The 16,957-nt window shown below is 74.4% G+C and carries 16 protein-coding genes; 5 read left to right on the plus strand and 11 right to left on the minus strand.

The window, feature by feature from the left end; all coding sequences use genetic code 11:
• The first annotated feature begins 58 nt into the window (after nt 1-58).
• From ACFYO8_RS03950 to ACFYO8_RS03965, 4 genes are all read left to right on the plus strand, one after another.
• Nucleotides 59-871, plus strand: coding sequence for an ATP-binding cassette domain-containing protein (locus ACFYO8_RS03950; RefSeq protein ID WP_355014817.1), 813 nt, complete (start codon nt 59-61; stop codon nt 869-871).
• Entirely contained in the window at nt 868-2,127 is a 1,260-nt protein-coding gene (locus tag ACFYO8_RS03955) for an ABC transporter permease (protein WP_355014816.1), read from the plus strand. Before ACFYO8_RS03950 ends, ACFYO8_RS03955 begins: the two co-directional genes overlap by 4 nt.
• A gap of 30 nt (nt 2,128-2,157) precedes the next feature.
• Nucleotides 2,158-3,333, plus strand: coding sequence for an ROK family protein (locus ACFYO8_RS03960; protein WP_355014815.1), 1,176 nt, complete (start codon nt 2,158-2,160; stop codon nt 3,331-3,333).
• Between the two features lie 92 nt (nt 3,334-3,425).
• A complete protein-coding gene (locus tag ACFYO8_RS03965) occupies nt 3,426-4,163 on the plus strand; it encodes a DUF4142 domain-containing protein (protein ID WP_355014814.1) in 738 nt (245 codons plus the stop codon).
• Nucleotides 4,164-4,236: 73 nt separating this feature from the next.
• Here ACFYO8_RS03965 and ACFYO8_RS03970 read toward each other — a convergent pair whose 3' ends face one another.
• From ACFYO8_RS03970 to ung, 7 genes are all read right to left on the minus strand, one after another.
• Nucleotides 4,237-5,985, minus strand: coding sequence for an ABC transporter ATP-binding protein (locus ACFYO8_RS03970; RefSeq protein WP_355014813.1), 1,749 nt, complete (start codon nt 5,983-5,985; stop codon nt 4,237-4,239).
• Nucleotides 5,982-7,688 carry an ABC transporter ATP-binding protein gene (locus tag ACFYO8_RS03975; RefSeq protein ID WP_387256791.1) on the minus strand — a complete coding sequence of 569 codons (1,707 nt, stop codon included), beginning with the start codon at nt 7,686-7,688 and terminating at the stop codon, nt 5,982-5,984. The genes ACFYO8_RS03970 and ACFYO8_RS03975 overlap by 4 nt, the downstream gene beginning before the upstream one ends.
• Before the next feature lie 71 nt (nt 7,689-7,759).
• Nucleotides 7,760-8,014, minus strand: a complete 255-nt coding sequence (locus tag ACFYO8_RS03980; protein ID WP_354870557.1) for a hypothetical protein — start codon at nt 8,012-8,014, stop codon at nt 7,760-7,762.
• A gap of 17 nt (nt 8,015-8,031) precedes the next feature.
• Nucleotides 8,032-9,078, minus strand: coding sequence for a tRNA (adenosine(37)-N6)-threonylcarbamoyltransferase complex transferase subunit TsaD (tsaD, locus tag ACFYO8_RS03985; RefSeq protein WP_354870554.1), 1,047 nt, complete (start codon nt 9,076-9,078; stop codon nt 8,032-8,034).
• A gap of 5 nt (nt 9,079-9,083) precedes the next feature.
• Nucleotides 9,084-9,527, minus strand: a complete 444-nt coding sequence (gene rimI, locus ACFYO8_RS03990; protein WP_355014812.1) for a ribosomal protein S18-alanine N-acetyltransferase — start codon at nt 9,525-9,527, stop codon at nt 9,084-9,086.
• The gene (tsaB, locus tag ACFYO8_RS03995) at nt 9,524-10,201 is read right to left on the minus strand and encodes a tRNA (adenosine(37)-N6)-threonylcarbamoyltransferase complex dimerization subunit type 1 TsaB (RefSeq protein WP_355014811.1); all 678 of its coding nucleotides are present in this window, start codon (nt 10,199-10,201) and stop codon (nt 9,524-9,526) included. Before tsaB ends, rimI begins: the two co-directional genes overlap by 4 nt.
• A 253-nt stretch (nt 10,202-10,454) precedes the next feature.
• Nucleotides 10,455-11,153, minus strand: coding sequence for a uracil-DNA glycosylase (ung, locus tag ACFYO8_RS04000; RefSeq protein ID WP_354870545.1), 699 nt, complete (start codon nt 11,151-11,153; stop codon nt 10,455-10,457).
• Nucleotides 11,154-11,332: 179 nt separating this feature from the next.
• On the opposite strand from ung, the gene ACFYO8_RS04005 reads away from it, so the two are divergent.
• On the plus strand, nt 11,333-12,715 hold the full coding sequence (locus tag ACFYO8_RS04005; protein WP_355014810.1) for a lipase family protein: 1,383 nt from the start codon (nt 11,333-11,335) through the stop codon (nt 12,713-12,715).
• Here ACFYO8_RS04005 and tsaE read toward each other — a convergent pair.
• The 4 genes from tsaE to ACFYO8_RS04025 form a co-directional block, all read right to left on the minus strand.
• Nucleotides 12,712-13,194 (minus strand): tRNA (adenosine(37)-N6)-threonylcarbamoyltransferase complex ATPase subunit type 1 TsaE, encoded by a 483-nt coding sequence (gene tsaE / locus ACFYO8_RS04010; RefSeq protein ID WP_354870540.1) that lies wholly within the window; start codon nt 13,192-13,194, stop codon nt 12,712-12,714. The genes ACFYO8_RS04005 and tsaE overlap by 4 nt on opposite strands.
• The gene (locus tag ACFYO8_RS04015) at nt 13,191-14,264 is read right to left on the minus strand and encodes an alpha/beta hydrolase (protein WP_354870537.1); all 1,074 of its coding nucleotides are present in this window, start codon (nt 14,262-14,264) and stop codon (nt 13,191-13,193) included. Before ACFYO8_RS04015 ends, tsaE begins: the two co-directional genes overlap by 4 nt.
• On the minus strand, nt 14,261-15,379 hold the full coding sequence (gene alr / locus ACFYO8_RS04020; protein WP_387256793.1) for an alanine racemase: 1,119 nt from the start codon (nt 15,377-15,379) through the stop codon (nt 14,261-14,263). Before alr ends, ACFYO8_RS04015 begins: the two co-directional genes overlap by 4 nt.
• 83 nt (nt 15,380-15,462) lie before the next feature.
• Entirely contained in the window at nt 15,463-16,932 is a 1,470-nt protein-coding gene (locus tag ACFYO8_RS04025; protein WP_354870532.1) for an NAD(P)H-hydrate dehydratase, read from the minus strand.
• Nucleotides 16,933-16,957: the final 25 nt, after the last annotated feature.

The raw sequence follows: 16,957 nt of genomic DNA on the forward strand, positions 1-16,957 counted from the left end.
CGGGCGGCGCCCGCGCCGGACGGGATCCGAGACCTCCCTCCGCCCAAAGGAGAACCCCGTGTCCGCAACCCCCCTGCTGGAGCTACGCGGGATCGACAAGAGCTTCGGTCCCGTCCAGGTGCTGCGCGACGTGGCCTTCGCCGCGCACCCCGGCGAGGTGACCGCGCTCGTCGGCGACAACGGCGCCGGCAAGTCGACCCTGGTCAAGTGCATCAGCGGCATCCACCCCACCGACTCCGGCGAGTTCCTCTTCGACGGCAAGCCGGTGACCATCAACAGCCCTCGCGACGCCGCCGCGCTCGGTATCGAGGTCGTCTACCAGGACCTCGCGCTCTGCGACAACCTCGACATCGTGCAGAACATGTTCCTCGGCCGGGAGAAGCGCAGCGGCATCGTGCTCGACGAGCCGACCATGGAGCAGATGGCCGCCGAGACGCTCGCCGGCCTGAGCGTGCGCACCGTGAAGTCGCTGCGTCAGCACGTGGCCAGCCTCTCCGGCGGCCAGCGGCAGACCGTCGCCATCGCCAAGGCCGTGCTCTGGAACAGCCGGCTGGTCATCCTGGACGAGCCGACCGCCGCGCTCGGCGTCGCGCAGACCGCCCAGGTGCTGGAGCTGGTCCGCCGGCTGGCCGACAACGGCCTGGCCGTGGTGCTCATCTCGCACAACATGAACGACGTCTTCGCCGTCTCCGACCGGATCGCCGCGCTGTACCTCGGCCAGATGGTCGCTCAGGTGAAGACCACCGACATCACCCACTCGCAGGTGGTCGAGCTGATCACCGCCGGCCGCTCCGGCAGCATCGGCCTCGCCGGCGAGCCGGGCGGCAACGGCGCCGCGCCCGCCGACACCACTCCAGGAGCCGTCCGATGACCGCCATCGTCGTGAAGAAGGAAGGCCCGGCCGGCGTCGCGCCGACACCGACCATGAGCAGCCACGTGAACAACTACTGGCGCCGGGTGCGCGGCGGCGACATCGGCGCGCTGCCCGCTGTGGTCATGCTGGTGGCGCTCGCGGTCGGCTTCTCGATCGCCCGCCCGTCGTTCTTCACCGCCGGCAACCTGGCGAACCTGTTCACCCAGGGCGCGGCTGTCACGCTCATCGCGATGGGCCTGGTCTTCGTGCTGCTACTGGGCGAGATCGACCTCTCCGCCGGCTTCGCCAGCGGCGTCTGCGCCGCCATCCTGGCCAACGTGGTCACCGTGCTCGGCTACCCCTGGTACGTGGCGGTGGCCGCCGCGATCGGCACCGGCCTGCTCATCGGCACCGTGCTGGGCCTGCTGGTCGCCAAGGTCGGCATCCCCTCCTTCGTGGTCACGCTCGCCGGGTTCCTCGCCTTCCAGGGCGTCGTGCTCACCCTGATGGACGAGGGTGCCAACATCGCGATCCGGGACGACGTGCTCGTCGCGATCGCCAACCGCAACCTCTCCCCCGCGCTGGGCTGGGCGCTGGCCGCGGTGGCCGTCGCCGGGTACGCCGCCGTGCAGTTGCTGCGGCACCGCAACCGGGCAGCCCGTGGCCTGCTCACCGACCCGATCGCTGTGGTCGCCGCCCGGATCGCCGGCCTGGCAGTGGTCCTCGGCGTCGCGGTCTACGTGCTCAACCTGGAGCGCAGCCGCAACGTGCTGATCACCTCGCTCAAGGGCGTGCCGATCGTGGTGCCGATCATCGCGATCCTGCTGATCGTCTGGACGTTCGTGCTCCAGCGCACCAGCTACGGACGGCACATCTACGCGGTCGGCGGCAACGCCGAGGCGGCCCGTCGGGCCGGCATCAACGTCGACCGGATTCGCATCTCCGTCTTCGTCATCTGCTCCTCGATGGCCGCCATCGGCGGCATCGTGGCCGCCAGCAGGGGCAACTCGGTCGACCCCAACACCGGGGGCAGTAACGTACTGCTCTACGCCGTCGGCGCGGCGGTGATCGGCGGCACCAGCCTCTTCGGCGGCAAGGGCCGGGTCCTCGACGCCGTGCTCGGAGGCGCGGTGGTCGCGGTCATCGACAACGGTATGGGACTGATGGGATACAGCTCGGGCGTCAAGTACGTGGTCACCGGCGTGGTGCTGCTCGCCGCGGCGACCATTGACGCGCTGTCGCGTCGGCGGGCCGCCGCCACCGGCAACCGCTGACCCGGGTACGGAAACACAATGGCAGTGGCAATGCGCGCAGGTCCCAGTCAGGACGAGATCCGGCGGCAGAACCTGGGCGCGTTGCTCCGCTACGTGCACGTGCACGGTGCCACCAGCCGGGCGGAGCTGACCACCGCGCTCGGGCTCAACCGCAGCACCATCGGCGCGCTGACCGCGGACCTGGCCGGCGCCGGTCTGGTCAGCGAGGGGACGCCGAAGGAGACCGGCCGGGCCGGACGACCGTCGCTCGTCGTCCGGCCCGAGTCGGAGCGGGTCTACGCGTACGCGTACAGCGTCGAGGTGGACCGGCTGCGGGCCGCGCGCGTCGGGCTCGGCGGTGAGGTGCTCGACCGCCGGGAGCTGGACCGGCCGCGCAACCTGGTCGCCGGGGAGGCCGCCCCGCTACTCGCGGGCGCGGTCAAGGAGATGCACCAGGCGGTGCCGGCGGACGCGGTCTGCGTGGGCGCCGGGGTGGCGGTCTGCGGCATGGTCCGCAGGGAGGACGGCCTGGTCCGGCTCAGCCCGACCACCGGCTGGGTGGACGAGCCGATCGGCGAGGCGCTCGCCGTCGAGCTGGGCATAGACGTACCGATCACGGTGGGCAACGTGGCCGACGTGGCCGCGTACGCCGAGCACGCCCGCGGCGCGGCGGTCGGCTGCGACAACGTCATCTACATCTACGGCGACGTCGGCGTGGGGGCGGGCATCATCGCCGGCGGCCGGCGGCTGCGGGGGCACGGCGGCTACGGCGGCGAGGTCGGCCACATGGTGGTGGTCCGCGGCGGGGCGCGCTGCGACTGCGGCCGGCGCGGCTGCTGGGAGACCGAGATCGGCGAGCACGGGCTGCTGCGCGCCGCCGGCCGGTCCGAGGCGCGCGGCCGGGACGCCCTGCTCGCCGTCTTCGACGCCGCCGACCGGGGCGACGCCCGCGCCCAGACAGCGGTGCGGCAGGCCGGCGACTGGCTCGGCTTCGGCGTCGCGAACCTGGTGAACATCTTCAACCCGGAGATGGTCATCTTCGGCGGCACCATGCGTGACCTCTACCTGGCCGCCGCGGCGCAGGTACGCAGCCGGCTCAACTGCAACGGCCTGCCGGCGTGCCTGGAGCACGTGCGGCTGCGTACCCCGAAACTCGGCGGCGACGCGGCGCTGATCGGGGCCGCCGAGCTGGCGTTCGAACGGCTCCTCGCCGACCCGCTGAACTGATCGGCCCGCCGATCCGTACCAGTGTGCGGACGGGCGGCCGGCCTGCGCGGCCGTCCCCGCGTACCGGTCCGGACCGAGGAGGCACCGCAACCATGGCATCGCTGGAATCCGCACGCCGCAAGCTGGCGCACCGGGTGGTACTGCTGCTCGCCGCGCTGGGCGCGGGGATCGGCGTCGTTCCCGGGACGGCGCAGGCCGCGCCCAACCCCGGCGTGCAGATGAACGCCGCCGACATGACGCTGCTCAACGGCGTACGGCTGGCCGGGTTGTGGGAGATGCCGGCCGGGCAGATGGCGGCCGAGAAGGGCCAGTCCGCCCGGGTACGCGAGGTAGGCGCGGAGATCGCCAAGCAGCATGCGGAGCTGGACCGACTGGTGGTCGAGGCGGCCAACAAGCTCGGCGCCACCCTGCCGACCGATCCGACGACCGAGCAGAAGGGGTGGCTGACCGAGATGCAGAACGCCACCGGCAGCCGGTTCGACCAGATCTTCGTCACCCGGCTGCGGGTCGCCCACGGCAAGATCTTCCCGGTGATCGGCGCGGTCCGGGCCAGCACCCGCGACCCGATCGTGCGCAAGCTGGCCGAGGACGCCAACACGTTCGTCAACGACCACATGACCATGCTGGAGAGCACCGGGCTGGTGCGCTGGCAGCAGTTGCCGCCGGCCGCGCTGCCGCCCGCGCAGAGCGACTCGCTCGTCGCCGCCGCCCAGGCCAACGTGGGCAGCGGCGGTGGGCTCCAGGTCGGCACCGGCGTGGTGTGGGCGGTGTTCCTGATCGCGCTCGGCACCGGCGGGTACGCGACCTGGCGGCTGGCCCGCCGCTCCTGACCCGGCCGTCGAGCGGGCCCCGGCACGTCGGCCGGGGCCCGTCGCGTGTCCTCAGCCGGGCCCGTCGCGCCTTTCAGCCGTGCCAGGAACGCCACAGCGCGGCGTACGAGCCACCGGCCGCGACCAGTTCGTCGTGTGATCCCAGCTCGGTGATCCGGCCGTCGGCGACCACCGCCACGCGGTCCGCGTCGTGCGCGGAGAAGAGCCGGTGCGCGATGGCGATGACGGTGCGGCCCTGCAGCACCGCCGACAGCGAGCGTTCCAGGGCCCGCGCCGCCCGCGGGTCGATCAGCGAGGTGGCCTCGTCCAGCACCAGCGTGTGCGGGTCGGCGAGCACCAGCCGGGCCAGCGCGAGCTGCTGCGCCTGCGCGGGGGTGAGCGGGTGGCCGCCCGCGCCGACCGGCGTGTCCAGCCCGTCCGGCAGGGCCAGCGCCCAGTCCAGCGCGTCGACGGCGGCCAGCGCCGCGCGTACCCGCGCCGGATCGGCGTCCGGCCGGACCATCGCCACGTTGTCGGCGAGCGTGCCGATGAACACGTGGTGCTCCTGGCTGACCAGGGCGACATGGGTACGCAGTTCGGCCAGGGGCATGGCGGCGAGCGGGCGGCCGTCCACTGTCACCGCGCCGGCGCTCGGCGCGTGCACGCCCGCCAGCAGCCGGCCCAGCGTCGACTTGCCCGCACCGGACGGGCCGACCATCGCCAGCCGCTCCCCTGGCCGGGGCTCCAGCGTCACGCCGTGCAGCACGTCGTGACCCGGGCGGTACGCGTACCGGACGTCGTACGCGGCGAGCCGGCCCGCGCCGCCGGTCCGGGCCGGCGCGGCGGGTGCCGGGGAGCGCTCGTCCGGCTCGGCGGCCACCCCGAGCAGCCGGGCCAGCGACGCGCCGCCGACCTGGAACTCGTCCAGCCAGCCGAGCAGCCGCTCGATCGGGTCGGTGAGCTGCTGGGCGTAGAGCGTGGCGGCGGTGACCTGGCCGAGGCTGGCCCAGCCCTTCAGGTGGAACCAGCCGCCGATGAGCAGGGTCGCGACCATCGGCACCAGGTAGCCGAACTCGGCCACCGGCCAGAACACGGTCCGCAGGTAGAGCGTGTAGCGCTCGGCGGCGTACGACCGGCGGATGTCCGCGTCGCCGCGAGCCCGGCGGCGGGCCGCCTGACCCAGCGCCTCGGTGGTCCGCGCCCCCTCGACCGTCTCGCTGATCCCGTCGGTGATGTCCGAGTAGGCGGCGTTCTCCCGCAGGTAGCCCTGCGGCGCGCGGCGCAGGTACCAGCGCGTGCCGGCCCACAGCACCGGCACCGACAGCAGGCTGGGCAGCGCCAGCAGCGGGCCGGTCAGCACCAGCGCGCCGAGGATCAGCAGCACGGTGAGCGCCGCGATGAGCGTCTCCGGCCCGGCGAACCGGACCGTGCGGGACAGCGCGGCGACGTCCCGCGAGGTGCGGGTGAGCAGGTCTCCGGTGCCGGCCCGCTCCACAGTGGCGAGCGGCAGCGCGAGCACCCGGTCGACGAACTCCTCCCGCAGCTCGGCGAGCACCCGCTCACCGAGCCGGGCCGAGGCCAGGTGCGCGAAGCGGACCAGCACCGCCTGCACCACCACGAACGCGGCGATGGCCGCCACGACCCGGTCCACCGTCGTCGCGGCGATGCCCTGGGAGATCCCCTCCACCAAGTCACCGAGCAGGCGCGGAGTGACGAGTCCGGCGCCCGCGGCGAGAGCGTGCAGGCCGAGCACGGCGGCCAGGCCGCGCGGGTGACGACGGATCAGCTCCCGCGCGTACCGGCGGACCTGGGCGCCGTCGGCGACGGGCAGCGCGTTGCTCATCGATCCTCCTCCCGGCTCACCGTGGCGGCGTAGCGCGGCTCGGTGGCGAGCAGGTCCTCGTGCCGGCCCTCGGCGACGACCTTGCCGTCCTCCACGAAGACGACGTGGTCGGCGTGACCGAGCACCAACGGGCTCGTGGTGCAGACGAGCGTGGTGCGGCCGTGGCGGGCCGCGCCGAGCCGTTCGGCGATGCGCGCCTCGGTGTGCGCGTCCACCGCGCTGGTCGGCTCGACCAGGATCAACGTCTCCGGGTCGGCGACGAGCGCGCGGGCCAGCCGCAGCCGTTGCCGCTGCCCGCCGGAGAACTCCCGGCCGCGTTCGGCGACCTCGCCGTCCAGGCCGCCGGGCAGCGCCTCGACGATGTCGGTCGCGCTCGCCGCGGCCAGCGCCGCCTCCACCACGCCGGGCTCGGCCCGGTCGTGCGGGTCCAGCTCCGTGCGCAGCACGCCGCTGAACAGCTGCGCGTCGTTGTCGGCCACCAGGATCCGCTCCCGCACCGTCGCCAGCGCCACCGCCCGCAGCGGTACGCCGTGCAGCGTGACGTCCCCGTCGGCGTACCGACCGAGGCGGTCGGCGATCTCGGTGGCGTCCTGCGGGGTGGCGGCGGCCAGCGCGGTGAGCCGGCCCGGTCGCAGCACCAGCCCGGACCGTACGTCCGCCAGCTCGCCCGGCCCGGCCGGCACCGGCACCGGGGTGGCCGGGTCGGTGAACTCCGGCGCGAGCCGCAGCAACCGGACCACCCGGCGGGCCGCCACATGTCCCCGGGTCAGCTTGTCGGCCGCCTCGGTGAGGTTGCGCAGCGGGCTGACCAGGAACGCGGTGTAGCCGTAGAACGAGACCAACTCGCCGGCGCTGATCTCGCCGCGCAGCGCGAACCGGGCGCCCAGCCAGGTCACCAGCACCACGAAGACGCCGGGCAGCAGGATCTGCGCGGCCTGCAACAGCGACTCGACCCGGGCCACCCGCAGCCCGTCCGCGCGCAACGCCTGCGACCGTTGCCGGTAGCGCTCGGAGAGCACCGGCTCGCCGCCGACGCCGCGCAGCACACGCAGGCCGGAGACGATGTCCGCGGCCCGCGCGGTGAGCCGGCCGGTCGAGTCCCGGTACGCGGCCTGCTGCCGGTGCAGCGGGCGGATCAGCAGGGCGACCAACGCCATCAGCAGCGGCACCCCGAGGACCACCACGAGGCCGAGCGGCTGGGAGGCGCTGAGCAGGATCACCGCGACGGTGACGATGCCGACCACCGCCCCGGCGCCCCGGGCGGTGATGTCGACGGCGCCGCCGATGTGCTCGATGTCGGCGGTGCCGATGCTCACCACCTCGCCGGCCGCGACCCGGCGGGGCAGCGCGGCACCGAGCCGGTTGGTGGCGTCCACAGTGACCTGCACCGTGCGGTAGGCGGCGCCGAGCCAGTTGTGCACCGCGCAGCGGTGGCGCAGGATCCCGGCGACGGCCTGCACCAGGCCCAGCCCGAGCAGGACCAGACTCCAGCGCAGCACCGCGTCCGGATCGCGTTGGGCCAGGCCGGCCTCCACGGCGCGGCCGAGCACGGCCGGCACCAGCGCCTGGGCCAGCATCCAGATCACGCCGAGCGCGAGACCCGCGCCGAAGAAGACGGGGTGCCGCCCGGCGAGCCACACGAGGTACCGGGTGGCCGACCGCGCGTCGGGGGTGCCGGGATCGCCGGCCGGTGAGAAGCGCATGACCCACGGACGCTAGGTGCCGGGGCGCCCCGGACGCCAACCAGTTTCCGGCCGTCCCGACGACCCTCGCGTCAGCGGTCGACCTGGGTGAAGTCCCAGCTGTGCGGCGGGCGGGCGATCAGCCGGGCCGGCGGTTCGGGCAGCTCCCGGGGGTTGTTCCGCCACTTGGAGATGACCACCAGCCGATGGTCGGTGGAGGAGAAGACCTCGCTGGAGACGTGCATCGGGTCGTGCTCGAACTCGGGCAGCGCGGTGTCGCAGACCCAGGTGATCAGGTCGGCGAAGCCGTACGACTCGGCTTTCGCCTCCCACATCCGGACGATCATGTCGGTCCCCTCCCCGCTCACACGCTGACCACTGTCAGCGGCATCGCCGAGTCGGCCGGCAGGTCCAGCCGGCTCGGCGCGACACCCGCCGCGACCAGGTGGGAGCCGAGCGCGGCCACCATCGCGCCGTTGTCCGTGCAGAGCTTCGGCCGGGGCGTACGCACCCGGATGCCGTGCCTGCCGGCCCGCTGCTCGGCCATCGCCCGCAGCCGGGAGTTGGCCGCCACCCCGCCGCCGATGACCAGCGTGTCGATGCCGCTGCTGCGGCAGGCATCGATCGCCTTGCCGACCAGCACGTCGCAGACCGCCTCCTGGAAGGACGCGGCCACGTCGGCGACGGGCACCGCCTCACCGGCCCGCTGCCGCGCCTCCACCCATCGGGCCACCGCCGTCTTCAGGCCGGAGAAGGAGAAGTCGTACCGGTGCCGGGCCAGGTCCTTCGCCGCGGTCAGCCCGCGCGGGAAGGCGATCGCCGCCGGGTCACCGGCGCGCGCCTCGCGGTCGATGTACGGTCCGCCGGGGAACGGCAGCCCGAGCAGCCGGGCCACCTTGTCGAACGCCTCCCCGGCCGCGTCGTCGATGGTGGCGCCGAGCGGTACGACGTCACGGGCCAGGTCGTCGACGCGCAGCAGCGAGGAGTGGCCGCCGGAGACCAGCAGCGCGATCGCGGGCTCGGGCAGCGGGCCGTGTTCGAGCGTGTCCACCGCCACGTGCGCGGCGAGGTGGTTCACCCCGTACACCGGCTTCTCCGCCGCCACCGCGTACCCCTTGGCGGCGGCGACCCCGACGAGCAGCGCGCCGGCCAGTCCCGGCCCGGAGGTCACCGCGATCGCGTCGATGTCGGCGATGGTGACTCCGGCCTCGCGCAACGCCCGGTCCATTGTCGGCACGATGGCCTCCAGGTGGGCGCGGCTGGCCACCTCGGGCACCACGCCGCCGAACCGGGCGTGCTCCTCGACGCTGGAGGCGAGCGCGTCGGCGAGCAGCGTGTGCCCGCGCACGATGCCCACGCCGGTCTCGTCGCAGGAGGTCTCGATGCCGAGGACCAGGGGTTCGTCAGCCATGCGCGTCAGTCCTCGTTGCGCTGCATGACCAGCGCGTCGGTGTTGCTCGGTTGGTAGTAGCCGCGCCGTACGCCGATCGGCTCGAAGCCGTAGGTGGCGTAGAGCCGTTGCGCGGGCGCGTTGTCGGCGGCGACCTCCAGCAGCGTGCTGCGGACGCCGCGCCGGGCCGCCTCGGCGAGCAGCGCCTCCAGCAGCAGCCGGCCGATCCCCCGGCGGTGCGCGTCCCGGCGGACCGCGACGTTCTGCACCCAGGCCTCGTCGGGCGGGGCCACGGCCAGCCCGGCGTAGCCGAGCACGGCGCCGTCGTCGTCGGTGGCGACCAGGTAGTAGTGCCCGTTGGCCAGCTCGTTCCAGAACATCCCCGCCGACCACTGCTCGGCGCCGAACAGGTCCGCCTCGATGGGCAGCACCTCGTCGATGTGCCACCAGCGGAACCGGCCCAGCCTCACGGCAGTACCGGCTTGTGGCCGGTGGCCGCGACCGCGTCCGGACGGCGCAGGTAGAGCGGGGTGAGCGTCTCACCGGGCGCGCCCGCGCGGATCCGTGGCCCGGCGAGACGGACCAGCGCCAGCGGGTCCGGATAGCGCGGCTCGTCGCGTACCGGCAGCCCCAGCACGTCGGCGTACCGGTGCGCGCCGTCGCCGACCGCGACGGTGACCGCCAGGTCGCGCGCCCGGTCCGCGACCACCGCCGGGGCCGCCACCTCCGGCCCGGCCACGCGCCGGCCGGCGCCGTCGTAGACGGCCCAGTAGATCTCCCGGCGCCGCGCGTCGCTCGCGGCCAGCACCGGCTCGCCGGCGGCCGCCGGGTGGCCGAGCCCGTCCAGCGAGCAGACGCCGTACGTGGGCACGCCGAGCACCTGACCCATCGTGGCGGCGGTGACCAGCCCGACCCGCAGCCCGGTGAACGGGCCGGGACCGAGGCCGGCGACGATCGCGGCCAGGTCGGCGGGCCGGGCGCCGACGTCCGCCAGCACGGCGTCGACCTGCGGCGCGAGCAGCTCGCCGTGGGCGCGGGCGTCGACCGTGCACCGGGACGCGCGGAGCGCGACGCCGTCCGCCGAGACCTCGGCCAGCGCCGCGGTCACCGCGGGCGTCGAGGAGTCCACCACGAGTACGAGCACGGTAAGCCAGCCTAGCCGTCCGCTCCGCCCGCCTCCGGCACGCCCTCGCCGCTCGCCCGGTCACAGTACGCTGGCCGTCCCGGTCGCTCTGGCTGGACGTAGCGTCCGGATCGAACGCGGGGACCGGCTGCCGAGCCTGACCACCGCGGAACGCCTGTTCGCCGCGCTCGGACGGCAACCACGGATCGAGGTCGAGCCGCTGGGCGAGCACCGCCGGCGCCTCACCGGTGGCGGCGGCGAGGCGCCGGACGGGTCAGCCGGCTGAACGCTCCCAGTCGACGGTGGGCAGCCCCGCGTCGGCCAGCGCCTTGTTGGCCGCGCTGAACGGGCGGCTGCCGAGGAAGCCGCGCGGGTTCATCGGGCTCGGGTGCCCGGCCTCCAGCACGACGTGCCGCGGGTTGGTCACCAACGCCGCCTTCTTGCGGGCGTAGCCGCCCCAGAGCAGGAAGACCACGCGCTGGTCGAGCCCGTCGAGCGCCCGGATGGTGGCGTCGGTGAACTCCTCCCAGCCCTTGTTGGCGTGCGAGCCGGGCGTGGCCTGCCGGACGGTCAGCACCGAGTTGAGCAGCAGGACGCCCTGCGCGGCCCAGCCGTCGAGGTTGCCGCTGCGCGGCTTCGGCACGCCCAGGTCCTCGCCCAGTTCCTTGAAGACGTTGCGCAGCGACGGCGGGACGGCCACCCCCTCGCGCACGCTGAAGCTCAGCCCGTGCGCCTGGCCCGCCTTGTGGTACGGGTCCTGCCCGAGGATCAGCACCCGGGTGTCGCCCGGCCCGCACAGCCGGTAGGCGGAGAACAGGTCCTCCAGCGGCGGGAAGACAGTGGCTGTCGCGTATTCCCGGGCGACGAACTCGGCCAGCGCCGCGGTGCGGGCCGGATCGAGGTGGGGGGTGAGCACAGCACGCCAGTCCTCCGGCAGCAGGGCCGGCAGGTCCAGGGTGGGGGCGTCGGGCATCGGCAACCTCTCCTAGTCGGTCGCCCTCTTCATACCAGCCTCGACCGACACTCCCGGGCGGCGGCGGTCCGGGCACTGGCGGGAAAAGTTACCGGAGCGTAACCTACTGGCAAGTTACTTGCGCCACACCACCACTGCTAGCTTGCATCCACCACCATCGATGCTCGCTAGGAGTGCCCGTGAGCAGGAGAAACACCCGTCCCCGCACGCCCTCCGCTGCCCTCTCCCCCCGCCGCGCGATCGGCCTCCGGATGCTGGCCGTCGCCGCGGCGGCAGCCACCTACCTGGCCGGATCCGGCGCAACCGCAGCCGTAGCCGGAACCACGCCGGTGGTCTCCCGAGGCGTGACGATCCCCGCCTTCTACCAACCGCCCGCCGACCTGCCCGCCGCCAACGGCACGCTGATCCGCACCGAGCCGCTGCCGCTCGGCCTGAGCATCCCCGGGCTCGACGGCCGCCCGATGCCCGGCACGGCCACCCGGCTGATGTACCGGTCCACCGACTCCAACGGCCAGGCCGTCGGCGTGACCGGCGCCTACATCGAACCGTGGGCGCAGTGGCGGGGCACCGGGCCGCGTCCGCTGGTGGCCCTCGCCTCCGGCACCATGGGGCAGGGCGACCAGTGCGCGCCCTCGTTCGCCCTGCAACACCCGCTCACGCTCACCGGCGACACCCTGTCCGTCGGCTACGAGGCGCTGGCCGTCTACCGCCTACTCGCCACCGGCGCCGCCGTCGTGGTCACCGACTACGTCGGTCTGGGCGCGACCGACCGGCTGCACACCTACGTCAACCGGCTCGACGAGGGGCGGGCCCTGCTCGACGCGGCCCGCGCCGCCCGCGCCGTGCCGGGCGCGTCGGTCACCGCCCAGTCCCGGGTCGGCCTGTACGGCTACAGCCAGGGCGGCGGCGCCAGCGCCGCGGCAGCCGAACTCCAGCCCACGTACGCACCCGACGTGCCGCTGGCCGGCACCTACGTCGGTGCGCCGCCGGCCGACCTGACCGCCGTCCTCGGCGGCATCGACGGCAGCGCGCTGGCGGGAGCGCTGGGCTGGTCGCTCAACGGATTCGCCCAGTCCGACCCGGCGGTGCGGGACGTCATCGAGGCGAACGTCAACGACGCCGGCCGGGCGGCGCTCACGGACACCTCGACCATGTGCGTCGGTGACGCGATCCTGCGGTACGCGTTCACCAGGAGCAGCAGATGGATCACCGGCGGCCGGTCCCTCACCGCCGTCATCGCCGCCTCCCCCGAGGCGAGCGCCGTGCTCGACCGGCAGCGCATCGGCACGCTCAAGCCGGCCGGCCCGGTACGCGTGGCCACCGGCGTCCAGGACGACATCGTGCCGCACCGGCAGGCCCGCCAACTGGCTGTCGACTGGTGCCGCAAGGGCGCCAACGTGACCTACCAGGCCGTCAGCCTGCCCAACCTCGGGGACAAGCTCCTCACCAATCACCTGGCGCCGCTCATCACCGACCAGGGTGACGCGGTGGCCTGGCTGACCGACCGGCTCGCCGGTCGCACTGCCTACTCCAACTGCTGGACGATGCCACTCCAGCCCTAGGACAGTTCGGCGACCCGGGCGGCCCAGTCGCCGCCGACCGGCTCCAGCGTGACCGCCCGGGTGTCGTCGTCCCGCCGGTCGATGCGGACCCGCAGGTGCGCGTCGGTCAACTGCTCGACCATCCCCTCGCCCCACTCCACCACGGTGACCGCCTCGTCCACCGAGGCGTCCAGGTCGAGGTCGTCGATCTCCGCCCGCGGGTCGGCGGCCTCGCCCAGGCGGTACGCGTCGGCGTGCACGAGCGTCACCCGGCCGCCCCGCGCCGGGTCGGGCCGGTGCACCCGGGCGATGACGAAGGTGGGCGAGGTGATGTCCCCGCGTACGCCCAGGCCGGCGCCGATGCCCTGGGTCAGCGCGGTCTTGCCGGCCCCGAGCGGCCCGCTGAGCAGCAACAGGTCGCCGGCGCGCAGCACACCGGCCAGCCGCCGCCCGAACTCGTGGGTGTCGTCGACTGTCTTCAGCTCCACGATCACCGTCATAGCGAATCCAGGAACCTCTCCAGCGCCGTGTTCACCTCGTCTGCGTGCTCCAACATCACCACGTGCCCGCTGTCGTGGATCTTCACGAACTCGGCGTGCGGCAGCCGGCGGACGAGCTCCTCGGAGTGCGTCACCGGCGTGATCATGTCCTTGTCCCCCACGATCACCAGCACCGGCGCGCCGGCCAGCGCGGCCAGCGCGGGGAACCGGGAGTGGGTGACGATCGTGCGCAGGTAGCGGGTGACGGTGTCGGCCGAGGTGCGCGAGTTCATCATCTCGACGTACGACACCAGGGCCGGGCTCGGCTTCGAGGTGCCGAAGCCGTACTTGCGGGTGAGCAGCCAGGCCACGTTCGCCGTCGACCGGCGGGCCCGATCGATCACCGTGCCGCCGTACCGGGTGGCGTTACTCATCATGTAGAGCACCGGCGAGCCGACGCGCCCGAGCAGCGCGGGCGCCACCAGCTTGGCCTCCGCCGCCAGGCCGCCCGAGGTGGCCATCAGCACGGTGCCGACCACGCGGTCACCGAACAGCTCCGGGTACAGCTCGGCCAGCGCCATGATCGTCATGCCGCCCATCGAATGCCCGACCAGCACCAGCGGGCCGTCCGGGGCCACCTCGTCGAGCACCCGGCGCAGCGTGCGACCCAGCGCGGTCAGGTCGTACTCCCCGCTCTCCAGCCGGCCGGAGCGGCCGTGCCCCGGCTGGTCGTACGCGACCACCCGGTAGTCGCCGCGCTCGGCGAGCCGCTTGCGCTGGAAGTGGAACGTGCCCATGTCCAGGCAGAACCCGTGCACCAGCACCACCGTCGGGTGCCCGGCGACCGGTCGGGTCGGCTCGACCACCTCCACGTGGATGTCGGTGCCGTCCGGCATCTCCAGCCGGTACGCCTCGTCGTGGCGCTGCTCGCCGAAGACCTCGCCGGCGTACCGGTCGGCCGGGTCGTTCTTGAGCCGGCGGACCAGCACCCGCTCGCCGACCACGCCCGCGGCGAGCCCGGCGGCGGCCACGCCGACCAGGCCGGCCACCTTCCCGGCGGCGGTACGCGGACGCGGCAACCGGACGTTCACGCGCGCTCGCCGTCGTAGACCCGGGGCACCCGCACGCCACCGAAGCGGGTCACGATCTCGTAGTTGATCGTGCCGACCGCCTCGGCCCAGTCGTCGGCGGTGGGCTCGCCGTCCGCGCCGCTGCCGAACAGCGTCGCCACGTCGCCCGCGGCCACCTCGTCGTCGCCGCAGTCGACCACGAACTGGTCCATGCAGACCCGGCCGGAGATGGTCCGGCGCTTGCCGGCGAGCTGCACCGGGCCGGTGTTGGAGGCGTGCCGGGGCACCCCGTCGGCATAGCCGAGCGGCACCACAGCGAGGTTGGTCTCCTGCTCGGTGAGGTAGGTGTGCCCGTAGGAGACACCGGTGCCGGCCGCTACGCGTTTGGTGAGCATCACCCGGGCGCGGGCGGTCATGGCGGGACGCAGACCGAACTGCTCGCCCGCGACCGGCGACAGGCCGTAGACGGCGATGCCGGGGCGGACCAGGTCGAAATGGGTGTCCGGCCGGGTGAGCGTGGCGGCCGAGTTGGCCAGGTGCCGATAGCGCGGACGCAGACCGGCGCGGGCCACCATCTCCAGCCCTTCCTGGAAGACGGCGAGCTGGCGGCTGGTGGTGGGGTGGCCGGGCGAGTCCGCGTACACGAAGTGGCTCCACACGCCGACCACCTCGACCAGGCCTTCGGCCTGGGCCTTCGCGGCGGCCTCCAGCAGCGTCGGCCAGTCCGCGACGGTGGCGCCGCCCCGGGCCAACCCGGTGTCGATCTTGAGATGCAGCCGGGCCGCGCGGCCCGCCCGGCGGCTCGCCTCGACCATCTCGTCGAGCTGGGCGAGGCTGGCGCAGCCGAGGTCGACCCCGACGGTGATCACGTCGTGCAGCGGCAGACCGGGGTCGAGCAGCCAGGCCAGCACCGGCGCGGTGATGCCCGCCTCGCGCAGGCGCAGCGCCTCGTCGAGCGTGCAGACGCCCAGTTGGTCCGCGCCCGCGTCGAGCGCCGCGCGGGCGGCCGGCACCATGCCGTGGCCGTACCCGTCACCCTTGACCACCGCCATCAGCTCGGCGCTGGTGCCGGCCTTGAGCCGGGTCACGTTCTCCCGGATCGCGTCCAGGTCGACGCGCACCTCCGACTGCCACATGTCCTCAGCCTACTTCCGTCAATGATCATCAGAGCGGCGAGCCGGATGGGCGGCGCCCTCGCTACCTGACGTCGCCGCCCGGATCAGCCCAGCCGGGCCAGTACCGGACGCAACGCGGCGGCCACGTCGGGCGCGGTCACCGGACCGCCGCGCGCCGCCTCCCGGCCGGCCAGCCCGTGCAGGTACGCCGCCGCGGCGGCGGCCCGCTCCGGCGCCAGCCCGGCGGCGAGCAGCGAGCCGAGCAGCCCGGCCAGCACGTCACCGGTGCCTCCGGTGGCCAGTGCCGGGGTGCCGGTCGGATTCACGTACGCGCGGCCGTCGGGCGTGCCGATGACCGTGCGGTCCCCCTTGAGCAGCACCACCGCGTTCATCCAGGCGGCCAGCCGCAGCGCGGCGGCGACCCGGTCCTCCCCCGGCATCTCGCCGCAGAGCCGGGCGAACTCCCGGTCGTGCGGCGTCACCACTATCGGCGCGTCCCGGCCGCGCAGCCGGTCGGCCAGCTTGCCGTCCACCAGCAGCGTCAGGGCGTCCGCGTCGAGCACCACCGGCACCGGCGCGGCCAGCACCGCGCGCAGTTCGGCCGCGGACTCCTCGCCGGTGCCGAGCCCGGAGCCGCAGACCCACGCCTGCACCCGGCCGGCATCGGCGACCCGGCCGGTGGCGATCACCGACGGGTGCTGGTGCAGCACCTCGCCCTTGGCGCTCCCGGCGTAGCGGACCAGGCCGGTGGGACCGGCGAGCGCACCGGCGACCGAGAGCACCGCCGCGCCCGGGTAGGTGGCCGAGCCGGTGGCCACGCCGACGACGCCCCGGGAGTACTTCTCCGAGGACGCGCCGAGCGCCGGCCACCAGTCGGCCACGTCCGTCCGCTCGATCACCTGGAGCGCCGGAGTGCCACGCAGCCAGGGCGTCAGCCCGATGTCGACCAGCTCGACCTCTCCGGCCAGCTCGGCGGCCGGACCGACGACCAGGGCCGGCTTGAGCGCGCCGAAGGCGACGGTCACGTCGGCGCGCACCGCGCGGGGCCGCCCCGAGTCGGTGAGCGGGACGTGGCCAGTGTCGACGGCGACGCCGCTCGGCACGTCGACAGCGACCACCGTGGCGGGCGTGCCGTCGCGCCCACGCTGCCCGGTCAGGCTCGCGGCCAGCTGCTCTGCCGTCTCCCGCAGCCCGCCGGTGCCGCCGATGCCCACGATGCCGTCGAGCACCAGGTCGACCACCGCGGGTGGCCGGTCGGCCACCCGCCCCCCGGCGGCGCGCAGGGCGGTCAGGCCCTCGGCGTGCGCCCGGCCCGGCGTGAGGAGCAGCGCGGTCACCGCCGCGCCCCGGCGGGCCAGGTGCGCGCCCGCGTAGAGGGCGTCACCGCCGTTGTCGCCGGACCCGACGAGCAGCAGCACCCGGGCTCCGTAGACGCCACCCCGGTCGCCGAGCGACAACGCGCAGCGGCGGGCCAGCCCGGCCGCGGCCCGCTGCATCAGCGTGCCGGGCGGGAGGGTGGCCATCAGGCCCGCTTCCGCCGCGCGAACGTCGGCGACCCGCCACACCCGTCTCATGCCACCCCACCCCGTTCGTCGCGCC

Origin of the sequence: Micromonospora sp. NPDC005257 (assembly GCF_042872445.1) — a bacterium.
GTDB lineage: Bacteria > Actinomycetota > Actinomycetes > Mycobacteriales > Micromonosporaceae > Micromonospora.